General features: G+C 56.7%; 17 protein-coding genes, 4 tRNA genes and 1 pseudogene. 12 read left to right on the top strand and 10 right to left on the bottom strand.

The window, feature by feature from the left end:
* Positions 1–7: 7 nt before the first annotated feature.
* From M3A44_11785 to M3A44_11760, 6 genes and pseudogenes are all read left to right on the top strand, one after another.
* Positions 8–1,162: an MFS transporter gene (locus M3A44_11785; GenBank protein MEQ6342300.1), complete on the top strand. Its 1,155-nt coding sequence runs from the start codon at positions 8–10 to the stop codon at positions 1,160–1,162.
* 82 nt (positions 1,163–1,244) lie between these two features.
* Positions 1,245–1,321, top strand: a tRNA-Pro gene (locus M3A44_11780).
* 42 nt (positions 1,322–1,363) lie between these two features.
* Positions 1,364–1,440: transfer RNA gene (locus M3A44_11775), tRNA-Arg, on the top strand.
* A gap of 45 nt (positions 1,441–1,485) precedes the next feature.
* Positions 1,486–1,561: transfer RNA gene (locus M3A44_11770), tRNA-His, on the top strand.
* Between the two features lie 161 nt (positions 1,562–1,722).
* Positions 1,723–1,798, top strand: a tRNA-Lys gene (locus M3A44_11765).
* A 72-nt stretch (positions 1,799–1,870) separates the two neighbouring features.
* Positions 1,871–2,287, top strand: a pseudogene (locus M3A44_11760) (ParA family protein).
* A 526-nt stretch (positions 2,288–2,813) separates the two neighbouring features.
* Here M3A44_11760 and M3A44_11755 read toward each other — a convergent pair.
* Together M3A44_11755 and M3A44_11750 are read right to left on the bottom strand one after the other, a co-directional pair.
* On the bottom strand, positions 2,814–3,824 hold the full coding sequence (locus tag M3A44_11755; protein ID MEQ6342299.1) for a DUF2278 family protein: 1,011 nt from the start codon (positions 3,822–3,824) through the stop codon (positions 2,814–2,816).
* Between the two features lie 61 nt (positions 3,825–3,885).
* Positions 3,886–4,731 carry an SDR family oxidoreductase gene (locus M3A44_11750; protein MEQ6342298.1) on the bottom strand — a complete coding sequence of 282 codons (846 nt, stop codon included), beginning with the start codon at positions 4,729–4,731 and terminating at the stop codon, positions 3,886–3,888.
* A 419-nt stretch (positions 4,732–5,150) separates the two neighbouring features.
* On the opposite strand from M3A44_11750, the gene M3A44_11745 reads away from it, so the two are divergent.
* Entirely contained in the window at positions 5,151–6,995 is a 1,845-nt protein-coding gene (locus M3A44_11745; GenBank protein MEQ6342297.1) for a hypothetical protein, read from the top strand.
* Between the two features lie 469 nt (positions 6,996–7,464).
* Here the strand turns inward: M3A44_11745 and M3A44_11740 are convergent, their stop codons facing one another.
* The 8 genes from M3A44_11740 to M3A44_11705 form a co-directional block, all read right to left on the bottom strand.
* The gene (locus tag M3A44_11740; GenBank protein MEQ6342296.1) at positions 7,465–7,686 is read right to left on the bottom strand and encodes a hypothetical protein; all 222 of its coding nucleotides are present in this window, start codon (positions 7,684–7,686) and stop codon (positions 7,465–7,467) included.
* 27 nt (positions 7,687–7,713) lie between these two features.
* Positions 7,714–8,610 (bottom strand): hypothetical protein, encoded by an 897-nt coding sequence (locus tag M3A44_11735; protein MEQ6342295.1) that lies wholly within the window; start codon positions 8,608–8,610, stop codon positions 7,714–7,716.
* A 49-nt stretch (positions 8,611–8,659) separates the two neighbouring features.
* Entirely contained in the window at positions 8,660–8,860 is a 201-nt protein-coding gene (locus M3A44_11730) for a hypothetical protein (GenBank protein ID MEQ6342294.1), read from the bottom strand.
* A gap of 20 nt (positions 8,861–8,880) precedes the next feature.
* Positions 8,881–9,753 (bottom strand): S8 family serine peptidase, encoded by an 873-nt coding sequence (locus M3A44_11725; protein MEQ6342293.1) that lies wholly within the window; start codon positions 9,751–9,753, stop codon positions 8,881–8,883.
* 161 nt (positions 9,754–9,914) lie between these two features.
* Positions 9,915–10,517, bottom strand: coding sequence for a DUF1614 domain-containing protein (locus M3A44_11720; GenBank protein ID MEQ6342292.1), 603 nt, complete (start codon positions 10,515–10,517; stop codon positions 9,915–9,917).
* A 69-nt stretch (positions 10,518–10,586) separates the two neighbouring features.
* A complete protein-coding gene (locus tag M3A44_11715; protein ID MEQ6342291.1) occupies positions 10,587–11,462 on the bottom strand; it encodes a ribose-phosphate diphosphokinase in 876 nt (291 codons plus the stop codon).
* Positions 11,462–13,021, bottom strand: a complete 1,560-nt coding sequence (locus M3A44_11710) for a thymidine phosphorylase family protein (protein MEQ6342290.1) — start codon at positions 13,019–13,021, stop codon at positions 11,462–11,464. Before M3A44_11710 ends, M3A44_11715 begins: the two co-directional genes overlap by 1 nt.
* A gap of 4 nt (positions 13,022–13,025) precedes the next feature.
* The gene (locus tag M3A44_11705) at positions 13,026–14,867 is read right to left on the bottom strand and encodes an ABC transporter ATP-binding protein/permease (GenBank protein MEQ6342289.1); all 1,842 of its coding nucleotides are present in this window, start codon (positions 14,865–14,867) and stop codon (positions 13,026–13,028) included.
* A 167-nt stretch (positions 14,868–15,034) separates the two neighbouring features.
* On the opposite strand from M3A44_11705, the gene M3A44_11700 reads away from it, so the two are divergent.
* The 5 genes from M3A44_11700 (at position 15,035) to M3A44_11680 (ending at position 19,811) form a co-directional block, all read left to right on the top strand.
* A complete protein-coding gene (locus tag M3A44_11700) occupies positions 15,035–15,301 on the top strand; it encodes a zinc ribbon domain-containing protein (GenBank protein MEQ6342288.1) in 267 nt (88 codons plus the stop codon).
* Positions 15,302–15,314: 13 nt separating this feature from the next.
* Positions 15,315–15,971, top strand: coding sequence for a DUF502 domain-containing protein (locus tag M3A44_11695; protein MEQ6342287.1), 657 nt, complete (start codon positions 15,315–15,317; stop codon positions 15,969–15,971).
* Between the two features lie 102 nt (positions 15,972–16,073).
* Positions 16,074–17,867, top strand: a complete 1,794-nt coding sequence (aspS, locus tag M3A44_11690) for an aspartate--tRNA ligase (GenBank protein ID MEQ6342286.1) — start codon at positions 16,074–16,076, stop codon at positions 17,865–17,867.
* A 72-nt stretch (positions 17,868–17,939) separates the two neighbouring features.
* Complete coding sequence (gene nadA / locus M3A44_11685) at positions 17,940–19,037, top strand: quinolinate synthase NadA (protein MEQ6342285.1); 1,098 nt, start codon at positions 17,940–17,942, stop codon at positions 19,035–19,037.
* Between the two features lie 30 nt (positions 19,038–19,067).
* A complete protein-coding gene (locus M3A44_11680; GenBank protein ID MEQ6342284.1) occupies positions 19,068–19,811 on the top strand; it encodes a YebC/PmpR family DNA-binding transcriptional regulator in 744 nt (247 codons plus the stop codon).
* Positions 19,812–19,817 lie beyond the last annotated feature (6 nt).

The following is a 19,817-nucleotide window of genomic DNA, read 5'->3' as shown; positions in this document are numbered from 1 at the left end:
CGTAGCTATGCCCTATTGGCGCCTGTCCGCGTTTTATTTTTTCTTTTTCGCCTCGCTCGGCGCGCTGCTGCCTTACTGGGGGCTGTATCTCGAATCGCTGGGGTTTAACCCGGTCCAGATCGGTGAATTGATGGCGCTGATTATGGCGACCAAGATCATCTCCCCCAATGTCTGGGGCTGGATCGCCGATCACACCGGCAAGCCCATGGCTGTCGTGCGGCTGGGTTCCCTGGCAGCGGCGCTGGCCTTCAGTGGCATCCTGCTTGGCAGCAGTTATGGTTGGCTGGCGTTGGTGATGATTGTATTCAGCTTTTTCTGGAATGCCACGCTGCCGCAGTTCGAGGCCGCTACCTTTAGCCATCTGGGTGATCAGGTGCATCGCTACAGTAGTATCCGCTTGTGGGGGTCTATCGGGTTTATTGTGGCGGTAGCGGCGCTGGGTCCGCTGTTCGAGCATGCTGGTGTGGGGCTGTTGCCGCTGATCTTGCTGGGGCTGATGGCGGGCATCTGGTTGATGAGCCTGCTGGTGCCGGAGCGCGCCGCTGCTCACTTGATTCTTGATCACGAGCCGTTACGCAAGGTGTTGGGGCGCCCCGAGGTGCTGGCTCTGCTGGCGGTGTGTTTTCTGGTGCAGGCCAGCCACGGCCCTTACTACACCTTCTATTCCATCTACCTCGAAGATCATGGCTATTCCCGCAGCCTGATCGGACAGTTATGGGCACTGGGCGTGATTGCTGAGGTGGGTGTTTTTCTTGTCATGCACCGGCTGGCGCCACGTTTTGGCTTGCGCGCCATATTCCTTGCCAGCCTAGCCCTGGCCGCGCTGCGCTGGGCATTGATCGGGCTGTTCGTGGACAATCTGCCGATGATGTTTTTTGCGCAAATCCTGCACGCCGCCAGTTTTGGGGTTTATCATGCCGTGGCGATACAGCTTGTGCATAAATATTTTACCGGACGCAACCAGGGACGTGGCCAGGCGCTCTACAGCAGTCTCAGCTTTGGTGCGGGTGGCGCGGTTGGCAGCCTGTACAGCGGTTACGCCTGGAGCAGCTTAGGCGCCACCACTACCTATTTTTTGGCAGCGTTTATAGGCGTTGCGGCTTTTCTGGTGGCCTGGCGCTTCATTAGGGCGGATCAGCTGGTGGACGCAAGAAAAAATTGACGTGGCGCACCGCTATGGGTATCATTCCCCGCTTCGTGCTGCACCTGCTTTGGTGGACGTTGCGATAGTAATGCAGGACGTTCGGGGTATAGCGCAGTCTGGTAGCGCGCCTGCTTTGGGAGCAGGATGTCGGGGGTTCGAATCCCTCTACCCCGACCATATTTATGGATTTATGGCGTTATACTGTGCGGCTTGGACCAAGCGCCCGTAGCTCATCCGGATAGAGCATCGGCCTTCTAAGCCGAGGGTAGCAGGTTCGAGTCCTGCCGGGCGCACCAGTATCTAAAGCTGCATGTTAGGTCTGGAAAAGAAGTTAAGTTATGGTGGCCGTAGCTCAGTTGGTAGAGTCCCGGATTGTGATTCCGGTTGTCGTGGGTTCGAGCCCCATCGGTCACCCCAATTCAAAGCCAAAAGCCATACCCGCAAGGATTTGGTTTTTTTGGCGGTAGATTCCAATGCCGCGAGGCAGTTGGGTTTCTACCCTGAAGGGTGCAAGTCAAAAGCCTCTTCAGGTATTGATCACACTGGCAAAGTGTGTTTCACTACCTATCCCCTTATATGGGCCGTTAGCTCAGTTGGTAGAGCTGCTGACTCTTAATCAGTAGGTCGCAGGTTCGAGTCCCGCACGGCCCACCATTTAAGCAGATGTTGTAAAGTGACGGCGGATACGTCCCCTCAGGCTGGATACTCATCCAGACAGGAGGCTGTATGGCCGTCAAGATCACCATCGTATCGACCAAGGGCGGGGTCGGCAAGACCACGCTCACCGCCAATCTCGGCGGCCTGCTGGCGGACCTCGGGCAGCGCGTGCTGCTGGTGGACGCCGACATCCAGCCGACCCTCTCCAGCTACTACTCCCTGCAATTGCGCGCCGCCGGCGGGCTGTCCGACCTCATTACCCGCAGTGCACCCGCCGAGGTGATCAGCCGGACGGTCTTCGAGCGGCTGGACATCGTCGTCTCCGACGACCCGGAAGGGCGGCTGCAGAACTGGCTCCTCTATACGCCCGACGGCCGGCCCCGGCTCAAGCATGTCCTGCTGTCCGCACTGGACAGCGCGTATGACGTCATCCTGATCGACACCCAGGGCGCGGTCGGCCCCCTTCAGGACACCGCCGTGCTGGCGGCAGGGTTCGATCTGTGTAAAGTACTCCCGCACCTGGTTGCGCCGCAACATCCGCTTACTGATCTCCCGATGCTTCTCGTCAAAGCAGACGGCTCTTTGCCAAGTCCAGCCCAATCGTTGTAATCTTCATCTCGGTCTCCTCTCCTTTCGTTTCGATGGTTTGTTACAGCTCCATCGTGGCGCATTCGACGCCGGTTTAGAAGGAGGAGGAGACCATCACATCAGGCATTGGATCAACTCATTCACCACAAGGCGCACAGAGTTCGTAGATGTGACGGAGAGCATTCGGTGCATGCACCTTCGGTTATTGCACCCTGCCACTATGTGGTCCGCTCATCCAAGGCATTAGAGTTAACGTTGATTTAAGAGCTCTCCCGTGAAACGACCATGCACAGCCCAGTTGGAGCATTGCGGGCATTTCTCACTCTCTCGCGAGAGAGTTATGGGTGTCCTTATTGTTTTTTGAAAATATCGACCACACATTTAGCTTGATCCCAAAAACGGCGATCGTAACTTACTGTTCAGGTCAAAATACGATCGTCCAGCCCTCCCGCTGGGCCTGTTCTTTGGTGTAAGCGACGCCATCGACCTTGAGGCCTTCGTGGTTCAACAGTGTAATAATGCCCCCCTGGTTTCCGAGTTGCACGGTTTGCGGCAAGGTAACCACCTTTGCCTCGCCTGGCGGCAAGATCCCGCTGAGCGGATGCTTTTGTTTGGCTTTGTTCGCAATGGTCCAGCCAGCCAGATCGATCGGCTGCGGGGAGGTGTTGAGCAGTGTCACTGTTTCCTTTTCCGGTGCCGGGCCGATCGGATTCACCAGCGCGGCAACGATGCGCACTATGCCTTGCGGTTCAAACGGCTGGGGTGTTGGTCCTGGGGTGGGAGTCGGTTCGATGCGGTGGCCGGTGATGTCGTCGCTGTGCCAGCCCTGCGACTGGAATTTCAGGAAGACCGCCACCCACTGATTTTGTGCCGGAAAGTGGATGAGCATGGCGCCATCCTGCCATACCCCGTCGTCTTCCCGAAACTGCGCGGAGTTGGCCTGGTTCATGTGGATATCGTGGATGCCATTGCCGGGCTTGAAGCCGAAGATCTTGTCCTTGATGTCTTCCGGCCCCCAGCGCTCGCCAAAGGCATAGACCAACGCGCTTTCATCGGCCATCACACGCTGTATATAATGGTCGATGACTTCGTTCAGGTCATTGTCCGGGCCGGGCACATTGAAAGGCAGCGGGCGCATCCGGCTGCGATCAAAGAGGTTGCCACGGATAAAGTCCAGCGCCAGGCCATTGGGTTTGCGTTCCAGCGGCGTGAAGCCGAGCGGCAAGTCGACCAAGCCCGCCGTGACGGGATGCTGAAATGCATCGTCCACGAGATATTCGAGTTCAGAAGGGCTTTGCTGTGATTTGACGTTGACAGCGATCCGATAGTCCGTCCCTTCGTCCACGATGTGCACTTGATAATGCGGGCTCTCCCCCTGGCCGAGCCGCCGGTCTATCGCCCGTCCCTTCAGAACTCCATAGCGCTGTAGTGACATGGTGTTTCCCTCCTGGATTACATTGTGACCGTAATTTTCAACCACCGTTTTTAGGATCATATCAGCGGCTTTCCCCTTTTGCCACCTGCTGTAATACCCAATCCAGTGCACCGTGCGGCAGCAGCCGTTTGAGGGTGGCAAAGAAGTGCGCAGGCGCCGTGACGGGGTAGCGTATCTTTGGGCGCGGGCTTTCGAGGGCGTGGATCACTTTTTTTAACACGGCTTCGGGCGGCAGGGTGAAGGGTGCGGCGGGGCCTTGCTTGGTCAGGCGCCGTTCCAGGCCGCGATAGCGTTCGCGGTGGGCGCTATGTTCAGGGTCGATATTTTGCCGGTAAGCCGCATGGGCGTTGGCGCGGAAGCGGCTTTTGATCGGGCCGGGTTCGATGATTGAGACGTGGATGCCGCTGCCCGCCAGCTCCAGACGCAAGGTATCGGTAAGGCCTTCCAGGGCGAATTTGCTGGCGTTGTAGGCGCCGCGATAAGGCAGTGCGACGAATCCCAGCAGCGAGCTGTTCTGGATGATGCGCCCTGTGCCTTGAGCACGCATCACTGGGATGATGCGATTGGTCAGTTCCAGCATGCCGAACAGATTGGTCTCGAATTGCGCCCGCAATACCTCACGCCGCAAATCCTCCACCGCCCCCGGCTGGCCATATCCCGCATTATTGAACAGCCCATAGATCCTGCCCCCGGTACGAGCCAAGATCTCGTCCACGGCAGCGTGGATGGAGTTCGTGCTGTTCAGATCGAGGAGCAGGCTTTCCAGCCCTTTGGCTTGCAAGGCTTCCACATCCTCCATCTTGCGCGCCGTAGCGAATACTCGATAACCGCGAGCCTTCAGTCCTTCGGCCACGCATCGTCCGATGCCGCTGGAGCAGCCGGTGATTAATATGGGTTTTATTTTCATGTGATTGATGACCGGCGATTTTTTGTGTGGCTATATTCTACGCCAGCAGCACAGCCACAATCCCGTATAAAAATCTCGTCAAACATCGCCGCACCGCAACTCGCCGACCTTACTTCCTCTGGTTTCCATTGTCGTATACCAAAACGGTATCTTGCTTTTAGTGCTTATCGGGTCGTCTCCTGCAAACGTTACGGATAGCGGTAACTACGGTGGTAAAGATCATTATCTGTAGTGGTCTTGGGTGCTAACCCCACAAGCACCCTGCTTTCATCAAACGAGGCGTACGCGACCAAAATGGCCTGGGTATCTCACGCTACGTTCTGGCCAGGCTACTTGCTAATGCATGGACTTCCTCGGCCGATACAGCACGTAGACCGACAGCGTTTTTCTTTCATCCGGATCAAACGAGGGTTATTAGTGTGCCTGTGTTCCGCTATTTTTTAATTGCTTTGGTGCTTGGCCTCATGGGGTCATTAACGGCCTGTGGTGGTGGGTCCGGCGCAGGGGCTGATAATGGCGGTGCCCCATCGGTTGCCGTGAATCGCTCGGTGATTGCAGTCAATGATCCGACATGTCCTAACGGTGGCATCCTCGTTGAGACTGGGATAGATAAAAATATCAATGGGGTGCTAGACGCAAACGAGGTAACAAAGTCAGAAGCTGTGTGCAACGGTGCTAACGGAGTTAATACCCTCATCACACAAAGCATCGAACCCGCTGGATCTCATTGTCTCAACGGTGGCGTGCGGCTCGACTCCGGCATGGATACCAATCACAACGGCACCCTAGACTCCGCCGAGATCAGCTCATCGTCTTACGTGTGCAACGGTGGAGGTGTGTCATCATCCTCTCCCGCAGTCTTGGTCGCGAGCACGTCCGAGCCGCCTGGTAGTAATTGCCTTGCCGGGGGTTCGAAAATTGAGGCTGGACTAGACTTAAACAGCAGTGGCGCTCTTGATCCAAGAGAAATCACGTCCACGACATATGCCTGCTTGCCCCACGAGGCAGGGATCGTGGAAAACATGAAAATTCATGCGCTTGGTGCCGGAGACTTTATTGCGGTATGGACCCAACAGAATGGCACGGGTGCGGATCTGTGGGCGAGCCGCTACCGTGTTGGCCCAGGTTGGGATATACCCGGGATGCTGCAAAATGGTGCTGAAAACAGGCTTTCGTCGGTAGACCTTGCAGTAAATGGCAAAGGCAGTGCGGTCGTGACGTGGCGGGAATACATACGCAAAAATGGAAGCATTAGCTACAAGGCCAGATACTATACTGCTGCCGGTGGATGGCAAGCTGCAAGCACGATCAATACCGTAGACCTGTCTTCGGTGAGTTGGGGTCCCAACGTCGATAAAGTTGTTATGGATGCAAGCGGAAATGTGACCGTGATGAGTGGAGTAGCCACCTTTAGTGGCACGAATAGTATCTGGGCGCGCCGGTATCAGCCAGGAACTGGCTGGAACCCGCTGCAAAGCATTGCGAATCTCGGTGCCGATTTCAACATCTACGAAGCACTGCCGCGTGCAATAACCGATTCTGCGGGCAACGTCATGATGACATGGGCCTCTGCGGGTGAGATATGGTCCGAGCGTTATCTGGTTGCGTCGGGCTGGGACGGCCCCCATAGCCTCGGTGTCCCATGCGTTAGCTCTGGAGGCGTATCATCGCATGGGCTGGATCGTTTTGGTAACGTGTTGGCTGCGTGCGTATCAACCGGCATAGACGGTGTCACCAAACTATCGGCGAACCGCTACGCTCCGGGCAAGGGATGGGGCATCGCCGGTGACATGGATGCGTTGGATATCAACCTTGAGATTGGTGTGTCCTTCGCTATGGACCCCGCTGGCAATGCTATTATCTATTGGATCGGGACGGATGGGATAAAATCAAATCGGTATAACGTTACTCTAGGCTGGGAGACGCCACAGTTGTTGGGGCCGCACGTTTTTTGGAGCGGTTCGAATAAGTTAGCGTTCAACTCCGGCGGCAATGTCATCGCGTTATGGGCCGATACTGGCGGTACCGTTCTACACGCAAGCCAGAGTACAAGCGGGTCCGCATGGCAGGCCAGCAACATTTCTGGCGCCATTCCTTCGGTTTCAAGTGCTATATCCTCTGAGCGTGGCTATGACGTTGCGATTGATGACGCTAGCAACGCAGTTGCCATCTGGAGTCAGTTTGACGGCACGCGCAGAAATTTTTGGTTTAATACATTCATTCCCGGTACGGGGTGGGCCAGCCCACAGTTAGTGATCCCCTAGCACGACAAATCAACAAGGAGTTCGGATGATAATCCGGGAACACCGTGCTGGGTCAATACTGCTGTCGGATGGGATGCTGATGTTGCGGCGGTTTCCCCCCGGATTACGCTACGCTTCATCCGGGCTACTTGCTTCACCAGTCATGATGCGGCAGGCTGGGTTTTGTTTCTTCATTTCTTCGTCAGCCGCTTCTGCCTTAGCAAAGAACCGCACAGGGATAGCAGTAAGCCCGTCCATTGATAGCTACGCAGCATACGGCGCTACAGACATTTCTTCTAGGCAGTGCCGGTACTACCATTTCATTGCGGAAGTTGGACGCATCTCTCGTTTCCTTATATGACAAGCTAGGCGTGTGAAGCGAGGCTTCCGCAGTAAACCTTGGCATGTTCATGTCAAACCTCCTCTCGTTTATGATATTTATATTTACGGTTACAATGAGATGATTCGTCTCAAGTTGCTGCGCCCTGCGCTAAACTTCCTCGCAAACGCTCTGTTGCAAGTCTGTATCTTCATAACAATGCCAGCCTTTGCATCCTTTGCCACGGGTACATGTAGTAACCCAAATTTCGTTTTGGCGCATCTGCGGAAAAATCCGATTGCCGCTTTCAAAGGACGTGCTCAAACTGGTGCCTGAATATTTTGCGCTGCTCGTTTTTAAGCTGTTTTGTGCGGTAAATCCTGGAATGTTCATGTTTTATCTCCTTGTTAATTGTTGAGCCTATCGATCATAATATGGCGACATTTTGGTAACCAAGAATGGAAACTCCTCGGTCACATCCACACGTACGTAATATTTCTCGGCGACATCGGTCTGTCGGTGGTTGTACGAAAAAATCACATCCATTATCTTGCGCGTTCCACTCAGGCGAGATGGGCGCACATCCACCCCGGTGAGCGCGCAATCCCTTCCGAAACACTCGGCCGCCGTGGCATAGATGGCGGGATAACGCATGACCAGATAGTTGAGTGCACGGTGTTCATCCGTTGCCCCGGCGTTGTCCGCCATCTGCATGACTCGGTCGAACAATTCGTCAGCCATGGGTTTAAACTTTTCCGCAGTGATTTTGTCCGGCTTGGGAATCGCCTTTATCAGCGACTTTCGATCGAAGGAATAGATCTGATCGAATGCAACCATTGGTACCATCAGTCCGTTACACGCCTCGGGTGGAGCAATGGGGCCGCGTAGACCGATGACAATGTCCAAGTCCATTGGGCTGGGGGCAGGGCGGATGGCCTCTATCAGCAGGTCGAGGTCCACGGGGTCGCGTGGCTGTAGGATATAGGTTTCCATGCCTTGAATAATGAATACCCAGCAGAGTTGCCGCGCGAGATAGCGGTTTTCCCGTTGCGATAATGCGGAGAAAAACGCCTCACGGTCTGTTTTCCCGGCTGTTTCAGAGCGGCCGATCGCTTGCATAAACTCCTTCTCGATGCCAAGGCGCGGAAAGCGCGGCTCGATTCGACCTATGGCATAGATGTACGAAGGGGGTGTGGAGACCGCTCCGCCCCCACAGGTTGCACATGTCCCACCGTTGCCTCCGGGTGGTGCCATCATAGTGGATGTATCATCAGAAGATGCACTAACCAGTAGTTGTATCGCTTCATTTTGTTCCATAACACTTCCCCCTGAAAATAGAGATGGATCGTTGTGGCTTGAATTCTATTTACTTTGAATGATGCCCTGTAAAAGTCATCCAGCGGTTGAGGATGGCAGTACGCCGTATACAGCCATCGCAGGGTTTGATACCAATCGCGTATGTCATGTGCTTGATGACATCACCCAAACCGACGTCTTCCTGTACGAGGAATCCAGGAAGACGTACCCGGTGGGGTTGGTGTCCTTTCTTTGTTCTTTCATCACTCATAGCGTCCTCCTTGTTTTACGTTATTGTCGTGCATGATTCCTCGCCACCGCTTGGTATGCTGCCCAAGCATCCATCAGAGGCGGTACAACGCTGTTTCGTCGTGGAGAATTGCCGTGAGTTATGGCCATTCTTATCTCCCCTGCGGTTGCAGTAGGAAACAGCGACCACAGCAACGCAATCGCGCCCGTTACGAATGGGGTCGCAACACTTGTTCCTCCTTGCGTGAGCGTTTTACCATCGGTGCTGAGGCTGGTGATTCCTTCGCCGGGCGCACTCAACCCCTGTTTTCCGATAGAGTTTCCCAGATTTGTGTCATTTATCGGTCTTCCCGAAAGGTCGCAGGCCGCTACCGGGATGACCCATGGATGCCGGGTGATGGCAGAGCTGCCGAGGGTGCCCTGATTACCAGCCGCAGCGACAACGATGACGCCGCGCATTGCGGCATATCCCAGGGCATCTTCCAGTGTGCGCTCACCATTTGGGGAGGGCTGTGCAAGGGAGGCGCTCAGATTAATCAATCGCGCGCCAGCATCAATACACTCTATGAGTGTTGTGGCGAGTTCTTGGGGAGTTGTGCTCGGTATCTCTCTATTTACCGAGGCCGATTCTGCGAAGATGGGGCGCACTAGCAGGGTGCAGTTGGGGCAGATGGCCGGCGCGGCGGTATACCTTTTTGCGAACAAGATGCCAGCCACAAAGGTACCGTGAAAGCAGGCGAAGCTATTGGCTTGAGTACAAGCGCTGTGAAACGCGCTTGTTGCACGGATATTTTCATTGGCAAGATCAGGATGATGCGTGGCGACGGGGCCATCTATCAGGCCGATGATGATTTCAGGCCTGCCACTGCTGAGGGCCTTCAGCTCTTTTAACTTTACCAATTCCAGAGGATCCATGGCATTTCCTTGTCAACCAGCTCAATTCGAATCCAAGTTATTGAGGTACAACTCAATTTCGTGGGAACAGTTTGACGTTAGCACAAGTGTTGATCACAATTTTTGATCTGGATCAATAAAACCGTATTTTTAAAGAGGGATCCCCATGGGTCTGCTACATCTCACGCCAGCAACACCGCCACAATCCCCGTAATAAAAATCCCGTCAAACGTCCCCGCGCCGCCGATGGAGGCAATGGGGGTGCCCATTTTGCGGATATCTTTCAGGCGCAGCAGGTCGGCGCCGATCAATACGCCGAGGGTGCCGCATATATAGGCGAGTGCCGCGCTGTGTTCCGGCGCGATGATGATGGCGGTGAGCGCGGCGGTAACGGGGCCGACGAAGATCGGCATACCTATCCCCAGGCCGGGAATGGGGCGGCTGGTCAGGTGGCTGACGGTGGCGACGATGGTGATGGCAAGCGCGGCCTGTGTCAGGTCGATGGGATTGTGGCGCATCAGGTAATAGGAAAAGAGCAGGGGGATCAGGCAGCCGCCGACATTGACGGCGATCACCGTTTTGCCGGTGAATGCCGGCATCCGCGGACGCAGCAGGCGGCGTAGCGACTCAGGGATGACCATGTCCGGTGGCGGGCGTTCGGCCTTGATCTGAAACAGTGGCAGGTTGATGGCGCTGCCGAACAGCGAGGCGAACAGCAGTGTGAAGGCTGAAGAGGGTGACATGCCCAGCTTTTCGACGGCGACCGTTAGCAGTCCGATCTGCACGAAGGCAAGCAGCGTGCTTATCAGCAGGACGAGCAGGATTAGATATAAGGGCGAGAAGGGACACCTTGGTTATTGTCCGAGCCGAAGCGCGTCTGCCAGAAGCCCTGTGAGGCAGATGGCATTGGTGGGGTGGGTGATGCTGTCGGTGCTCCAAATATTTTTCACCCCGGCCCGGATCAGTGTCTCTTCCGTGTCCTCGGCGAAGATAGCATGAGTGATCAGGCAGTGTATGGCAGCCGCGCCGGATGCCTTTATCTGCCGTGTTGCGACGGCGAGGGTGTGGCCGGTGCTGGCGATGTCGTCTACCAGAACCACAGTCCTTCCCCGGAAGTCTATGGAAGGCAGCGTGATGTTGACGGTGTGGTCATCAATGCGCTCTTTGCGTGCCACAGCATAGTCCGTGTAGCAATATTCGGCGATGCGGCGCACCCATTGCTCCGACTCACTGTCGGGGCCGAGCAGCAAGGGTTTGTCAAGGCGCGAGCGCAGAAAGTCGGCCATCAACGGCGCTGAATTTAGGGCGGTGGCGCGGGCGGCGGGCACTGCTTCTTCCAAGCGGCTAATGCGGTGCAGATGCGGGTCCACCGTGATCACGGCATCGAACAATCCCGCCAAAAAATTACCGATAATGTGTTGGCTTACCGCCTCGCCTGGTTCAAATGCGCAGTCCTGGCGCATGTAGCAGAGGTAGGGCGCGACCAGGGTGAGATGGAGTACGCCCTGTTTGCGTGCCTGCGTGGCGCACAGCATCAATTCAATCAGCTTGTGATTGGGCTGGTTTAGGCTGCGGCAGACAATAACTTGCGAAGGGAGTCCGACGGGCAGGCGCACCCTGCTTTCGCCGTCCGGAAAGCGGTGGACATCGGCAATCCGGCAGGGTACATCCAAAGCTGCCGCCAGCTTTTCCGATGGCTCCGCATAGTCAGGAAAGCCCAGCACGAGCATTAGAGTTCCCCATAGAATTGAGACACACCTTCCGCCGTGCCAACGGTATACCCGCTGCCGCGCTCTTGGGTGAGCGCGCGTGCAAAATTGAAATCGGCGTTGAATTCGGCGTGTACCCGGTACAAAGGCTCGCCCTTTTCCACCAGGTCGCCGAGTTTTTTGAGGAGATCCACGCCCGCGCCCTTATCCATCGGCGCCCCTGCCATACGCGCCAGGCGGGCCAGCAGGAAATTGTCTATGCCCGTGATCACGCCATCTTGTTCGGCGGTCACTTCGTAAGTGAGATGGCCAGGAGCTGGTTGTGTGGTTTGCCGCCCCTGCGCCTCGATGATGGCGTTCATCTTGGCCAATGCCCGGCCTGAATCGAGGATGTCGCGTGCTATGGCATAGCCAAAGCCACCGCGCACATCAGGGTCAAATTCCAGCACGCGGCCAGCCAGGCGCAGGGCCTTCTGGCGCAGATCGGTTGGCGCTCGCGGATCGTTTTCCAGCACCTGCATCACGTCGCGTGCCTCCAGTACCGGGCCAATACCGCGCCCTACCGGCTGGCGGCCATCGGTGATGATGACCTCCAAGTGCAGCCCCAGGCGGTCGCCGACGAATTCAAACAGCTTGCGCAATTGCAGTGCCTCGTGCATGTGGCGCACCTTGGCGCTTGGTCCCACCGGGATGTCGATCAGCAGGTGAGTAGAGCCGGCGGCCATCTTTTTGGCGAGGATGGAGGCCACCAACTGGCCTTGCGAGTCGATCCCCAGCGGGCGTTCGACGGAGATCAGCACGTCGTCCACCGGCGCAAGCCGTGCGGTGCCACCCCACGCCAGGCAGCCGCGCTGGCTGCGCACGATGGAATGCAACGCCTCCGGCGGTAGATCGACCCTGGCCAGCACCTCCATGGTGTCGGCAGTACCGGCGGGCGAGGTGATGGCGCGGCTCGATGTCTTGGGGATCAACATGCCATGCGCCGCTACAATGGGCACCACCAACATCGAGGTGCGGTTGCCGGGGATGCCACCGATGCAGTGCTTGTCGGCCACCAGCGCTTCGTGCCAATTGAGGCGGTCGCCGGATTCGAGCATGGCATGAGTAAGATGGAGCACCTCGTCCCGGTCGAGCCCGGTCTGGCCCGACGCCACCAAAAAAGCCGCCATCTCCATTCTCGAATAGCGGTTGCCGGCGATGTCCTGGGTGATGGCGTGAAAATCCTCCGCGGTGAGGCGTTCACCAGTTATTTTGCGCCGTACCGCATCCATGGAACGCGGAGGCTCGGCATGCGCCACCTTTACCAGCCCGCCCTGGGCAATACCCATCTGGGTGAATGCCTGCTCGGAAAGCCCCAGCTCATCAGGAGTGACTATGGAGGCATCATCCACCACGTTGAGCACGGCAAGTACGGTGTTGCCATTGGCGCTGATCTCGATCTTCGATAGGGCCTGAAAACCCTCGGCGCGATAGATCACGCACTCGCGGTGCAGGTAGGCGACATTCTCCCGGTAGGTGTCAATCGCTACCCGCCGCAGTTTCAGCGTGTCAGGATGCTGTGTGGTGCGTTTGGCGGTCATGGCTTTATGTTACAGCCAGATAGCTTTCTGTGGCGATAGCTGGTATTGGTTCCGCCGCCTCTTCTTTCCGCCGCTCCTGCTGCTGCAACGCCCACATGCGCGCGTATACATTGCCCTGTTGCAACAGATCACTGTGCGTGCCGCGCTCCACAATGCGTCCGTGCTCCATGACGATGATCTGATCGGCGTCCACGATGGTGGACAGGCGGTGGGCGATGACCAGTGTGGTGTGGTCGGCGGCGACTTCGGCGAGTGCGGCGAGGATTGCCTGTTCGGAGTGGGAGTCTAGCGCCGAGGTCGCCTCATCGAAGATCAGGATCTTGGGGTTTTTCAGTATGGTGCGCGCGATGGCGACGCGCTGTTTTTCGCCGCCGGAGAGCTTAAGGCCACGTTCGCCGACCTGGGTGTCGTAGCCCAAGGGCAGTGATTCGATGAAGTCGTGTATGTGCGCCATCCGCGCGGCGCGAATTACCTCTTCGCGCGGTGCGTCGGGTTGGGCATAGGCGATGTTGTAATAGATGGTGTCGTTGAACAGCACCGTGTCTTGTGGGACGATGCCGATGGCCGCACGCAGGCTTTGCTGGCTGATCTCGCGTATGTCCTGGCCGTTGATCAGGATGCGCCCGCCGTCCACATCATAAAAACGGAATAGCAGGCGCGACAGCGTCGATTTGCCCGCGCCGCTGGTGCCCACCACTGCGACTTTATGCCCCGGCGGAATGTCAAAGTCGAGATCGTGCAGGATCTGCCGTTCAGCTTGATAACCAAAATTGACATGCTCGAAGCGCACTGCGCCGTTGCCGACTACCAGGGCGGGCGCGCCGGGCTTGTCGCGGATATCCAGCGGTTTGTCGAGCAGGCTGAACATCTTTTCCATGTCGGTGAGCGAGTGCTTGATTTCCCGATAAACGAATCCAAGAAAGTTGAGCGGGATGAATAATTGCAACAGATAAGCGTTGACCAGCACCAGATCGCCCATGGTCATGGTGCCATCCACCACGCCCTGGCTGGCCAGGATCATCAGCAATGTGACACCGGCAGCGATAATCGCACCCTGTCCGAAGTTAAGGAAGGACAGTGAGGTTTGGTTCTTGATCGCGGCGTGCTCCCACCCCTTCATGTGTTCGTCATAACGCCGCGCTTCGTAGTCCTCATTGTTGAAGTATTTCACTGTCTCGTAATTAAGCAGGCTGTCGATGGCGCGGTTATTGGCCTTCGAATCCATCTCGTTCATCACGCGGCGTACGCCCATGCGCTGCTCGGTGACCACCAGGCTAAAGATGATGTAGATAATGATCGTGACAGTGGTGATGATGGCGAACCATGGGTTGTAATTGGCGAACAGAATCACCGCCACCATGGCGATCTCAAGAATGGTTGGCAGAATGTTGAACAGCATGAAAGACAGCAAAAAACTCATGCCGCGTGTGCCGCGCTCGATATCGCGCGACATGCCGCCGGTCTGGCGCTCCAGATGAAAACGCAGCGCCAGCGAGTGCAGATGGCGGAATACTTTGAGCGCGATGTTGCGGATGGCACGTTGCGCCACCTTGGCAAACACTACGTCGCGCAGCTCACTGAATAAAGTGCTCGCCAGGCGTAGCGCCCCATAGCCGATCAGCAGGGCGAGTGGCAGGATGATAATAGTGTGGTGAGTCTTGTCCAGGGCGTCGACCACCCCTTTGAGCGCCAAAGGTATGGTGACGCCAGCCAGCTTCGCCAGCACCAGAAAAGCCATCGCCAGTACCACCCGCGCGCGGTACTCCCAAAGATAGGGCAGCAGGGTGCGGATGGTTTTCCAGTCGTTGCGGTTTTCAGACGGCGGGGCAGTGTGTTGCATGTGCATAGGGTGGGGCGCTCAGAAAAGCTCTTGTTAGGAATAGAGTTTACAGGATTTATCTTGTTATCGCCCTGGCATGGTTATGCCATTAGACGTCTTGAAAAGTGTATAATCATGCCCATTTGATTGTATTCTCGTCGTTTTGCCTTGTTCGTTGAGAGGATTTTAGTGTTATGCCCATTTACGAATACCGATGCGATGCCTGTGGCCACTCTCTGGATGCCATTCAGAAAATGAGTGATTCCCCGCTGATTGAATGTCCGGCGTGTGGCCAGCCGCAATTGAAGAAACTGATCTCCGCCGCCGGATTTCGTTTGAAGGGAAGCGGCTGGTATGAGACCGACTTCAAGGGGGGTGCAAAGAAGAAAGAGACGGCATCCGCCACCTCCGATGCGCCGAGCGGCACGAGTGCCACACCACCCTCTACCCCTAAGTCCTGAGGGTGACTAACTAATGCCGCGTCTGCGCCGTTATTTGATCGCTGGCCTGTTGGTCTGGCTGCCGCTGGGTGTTACCGTGCTGGTGATCAAGCTGCTGGTCGACTTCATGGACCAGACCCTGCTGGTGCTGCCCGCCGCCTATCACCCCGATAAGCTGTTGGGTTTCCATATCCCCGGTTTGGGGGTGCTGCTGTCTGTTGCGGTGGTGCTGGCCACGGGCATTGTGGTGGCCAATTTCTTTGGGCGGCAGATGGTGGCGGTGTGGGAGAAGTTTTTATCGCGCATCCCGCTGGTGCGCCCCATCTATTCGGCGGTCAAGCAGCTCACCGAGACGGTGTTCACCTCCGGCGGGCAGTCGTTCCGCAAGGTACTTCTCATTGAATACCCGCGCCGTGGCCTGTGGACGCTGGCATTCCAAACTGGCACCGCCGTCGGCGAGGCCCAGGCCAAGACTGCGGATGAGGTGGTCAATGTCTATGTCCCCACTACCCCCAATCCGACGTCCGGCTTTTTTCTCATGGTTCCGCGCAAGGATGTGGTGGAACTGGAGATGAGTGTCGACGATGGACTCAAGATGATCATCTCCATGGGCGCAGTGGTGCCGAAGTGGAATGGCAAGGGCGTGGCTGAAGTGCGTGCCGACGTTGCCCCGCAGGGCGGCGAAACGTAATATTTATCTGCTCACCCTTCCCCCTCTATCGCTTGCGGGAGAGGGCTGGGGAGAGGGTGAATGCGTAACATATCTAACCCCAAAAATATTAGGAAAAGCATCATGCGCAGTCATTACTGTGGGCATTTGAACGAATCTTTGCTGGGCCAGGATGTCGAATTATGTGGCTGGGTACACCGTCGCCGTGATCATGGCGGAGTGATCTTTGTTGACCTGCGCGACCGCGAAGGACTGGTTCAAGTGGTGTTCGATCCTGAAAATCCTGAGACATTCATGACCGCCGAGCGTGTGCGCAGCGAATACGTGCTACGCATCAAGGGTACGGTGCGCCGTCGCCCCGCAGGTACAGAAAATCCCAATATGGCAACTGGCCAGGTTGAGATCGCATGTCAATCCCTGGAGATTCTTAACCGCGCCGAGCCGCCACCGTTTTCAGTGGTTGATGCCATATCCGATGAAAGCGATGTCAACGAAGAAACCCGTTTGCGCTACCGCTACATCGACCTGCGTCGTCCGCAGATGTTGCAGCGCCTGCGCATGCGTGCGCACGTGACGCGTACGCTGCGTGGGTTTCTCGATGCGCAGGGTTTTCTGGATGTCGAAACCCCGATACTGACCAAATCCACGCCGGAAGGCGCGCGTGATTACCTGGTGCCGAGCCGTACCCATCCTGGTGAATTTTTCGCGCTGCCGCAGTCACCACAGCTTTTCAAACAGTTGCTGATGATGGGCGGGCTGGACCGCTATTATCAGATCGTGCGCTGCTTCCGCGATGAAGACCTGCGCGCCGATCGTCAGCCGGAATTCACCCAGATCGACATCGAGACCTCGTTCATGGATGAGGATCAGATCATGAACCTCAAAGAAGACATGCTGCGCGAGTTGTTCGCTGAGGTGTTGGAGGTTGCTCTGCCCAAGCCATTTCCGCGCATGACCTATGCCGAGGCGATGGCGCGTTTCGGCGTGGACAAGCCCGATCTGCGTATCCCGCTGGAGCTGGTGGATATTGGCGACCTGATGAAAAATGTTGACTTCAAGGTGTTCTCCGGTGCAGCCAATGATCCCAAGGGGCGTGTGGCGGCGTTGCGCTTGCCTGGCGGCAGTTCATTGAGCCGCAAGGAAATCGACGACTACACCCAGTTTGTGGCGATTTATGGCGCCAAGGGCTTGGCCTATATCAAGGTTAACGACCGTGCTGCGGGCCGCGAAGGTTTGCAGTCGCCGATCCTCAAGTTTATTCCTGACGACGTGGTTGAGTCGATCCTGGCGCGTACCAGTGCGGAAAATAACGATCTGATCTTCTTTGGTGCCGACAAGGCTACAGTGGTCAATGAATCACTGGGCGCGTTGCGTATCAAGCTGGGGCATGATCGTGGCTTGGTGGAACGTGAGTGGCGACCGCTGTGGGTGGTTGATTTTCCGATGTTCGAGTGGGATGAAAAAGGTAATCGCTGGTCGGCCTTGCATCACCCGTTCACAGCCCCTACAGTAAACGATATTGAACAGCTCGAAGCCAATCCCGGCGCAGCCCTGTCGCGCGCTTACGACATGGTTCTCAACGGCACCGAGGCGGGCGGTGGTTCGATCCGTATTCACCGGCCTGAAATGCAGGCGGCAGTATTCCGTATTCTGGGCATCGGCGAGGAAGAGGCGCGTGATAAATTTGGCTTCCTTCTCGATGCCCTCACCTACGGCTGCCCGCCGCATGGCGGTATTGCCTTTGGTCTGGACCGATTGGTGATGTTGATGAGTGGCGCGCAGTCGATTCGCGACGTGATGGCCTTCCCCAAGACCCAGACCGCCGCATGCCCGCTCACATCCGCGCCTTCGCCCGTGGGTGATGCGCATTTGCGGGAGTTGGGTATCAGGCTTCGTGCCACCACGACGGCGGCTTAGAAATGTAGGGTGCGCCATGCGCACCGTTTTTAGGATTATGGTGCGTGGGACGCACTCTTGAGGTGTAAATAAATGGCGGCAACAGCGCGAGCAATTCAGCAGTTCAGCGAGCTTTCCGACGAGGAATGCGACGCGCGCATCCGTGCTGCGAAGGCTGCGCTGGGTGAGCGGCTGGTCATTCTTGGCCATCACTATCAGCGCGAAGAAGTGTACCGCCATGCCGATTACACCGGCGATTCGCTCAAGCTGTCGCGCAAGGCCGCCAGTTCCAACGCGGAATTTATTGTATTTTGCGGTGTGCATTTCATGGCGGAGGTGGCGGATATTCTGTCGCGTCCCGAGCAGATTTCCATATTGCCGGATCTCGCGGCAGGCTGTTCGATGGCCGATATGGCGAACCTCGCCAAAGTGGAGCGTGCCTGGCGTGAGTTGAGCGAGGTGCTGGATCCCGATGAACAGGTGACGCCCGTCACCTACATCAATTCCGCTGCCGACCTGAAGGCGTTTTGCGGGCGCCATGGTGGCATCGTGTGCACCTCCACCAACGCTCGCCATGTATTGGAATGGTCCTTCGCACGGCGTGCGAAAGTGTTGTTCTTCCCCGATCAGCACCTGGGGCGCAACACCGGCTACCGTATGGGCATCCCACTTGATCAGATGGTGGTGTGGGATTTCAACCAGCCGTTGGGTGGCTTGACGGCCGAGCAGATCCGCGCTGCCAAAATGATTTTGTGGAAGGGCTTTTGCTCCGTGCATCAGATGTTCAAGCCGCAGCACATCGACCAATTCCTTGCGCGTTTTCCTGATACCAAGGTGATATCCCACCCCGAGTGTTCCTTCGAGGTGTGCGAGAAATCCGATTATGTCGGCTCCACCGAATACATCATCAATACGGTCACCGAATCCGCGCCCGGCACGCGTTGGCTGGTGGGCACGGAGCTTAACCTGGTGCAGCGCCTCCATGAGCGTCTTCAGCATGAAGGCAAGTCTGTACACTTCATGTCGCCCACCGTGTGCATGTGCTCCACCATGTTCCGCGTTGACCCACAGCATTTGCTATGGACGCTGGAGAATCTGGTGGAGGGCCAGGTGGTCAATCGCATCCGCGTGCCGGAACACGAGGCGCGTGAGGCGCGGCTGGCGCTGGAGCGGATGTTTGAGGTTTTGTGAAAGTTTAGAATCGGGGTTTAAAGAGAATCCATGGCCGGACATAGTAAATGGGCGAATATCCAGCATCGCAAGAATTCCCAGGACGCCAGACGCGGTAAGCTGTTCACCAAATTAATCAGGGAAATCACCGTTTCCGCTCGCGCCGGTGGTCCTGACGCAGCATCCAATCCCCGCTTGCGCACGGCAATCGACAAAGCCCTGGTCAACAATATGACGCGCGATACCATCGAGCGCGCGGTAAAGCGTGGCGCGGGCGCCCAGGAAGGTGATAATTTCGAAGAGGTTCGCTACGAGGGCTATGGCCCCGGCGGCGTCGCTGTCATCGTGGATTGCATGACCGACAAACGCACGCGCACCGTGGCCGATGTGCGCCATGCCTTCACCAAGCATGGCGGCAATCTCGGCACTGAAGGCTCGGTCGCCTACCTGTTCAAGAAAACCGGCATTCTCACCTATCCGCCCGGCAGTAATGAAGACAAGATCATTGAAGTCGCATTGGAGGCGGGCGCCGATGATGTGGCAGTTCATGACGATGGTTCCATCGACGTGCTCACTGCCCCCGAGGCGTTCGCAATAGTGAAAGAGGCGATGAGCTCGGCGGGCCTTTCCCCGGCGCAGGCAGAGATCACCATGCAGGCCTCCACCAGTGCCGTTCTTGACCGCGAAGACGCCGAAAAAATGCTCAAGTTGCTGGATATACTGGAAGATCTGGATGACGTGCAGAACGTCTATTCCAACGCGGATATATCCGCGGAAATCATGGCCCAGCTTTAGAGCCTA

This window comes from Gammaproteobacteria bacterium (genome assembly GCA_040183005.1).
GTDB lineage: Bacteria > Pseudomonadota > Gammaproteobacteria.
Note: the sequence above shows the minus strand (reverse complement) of the source record. Positions and strands in the feature narration are given on the sequence as shown.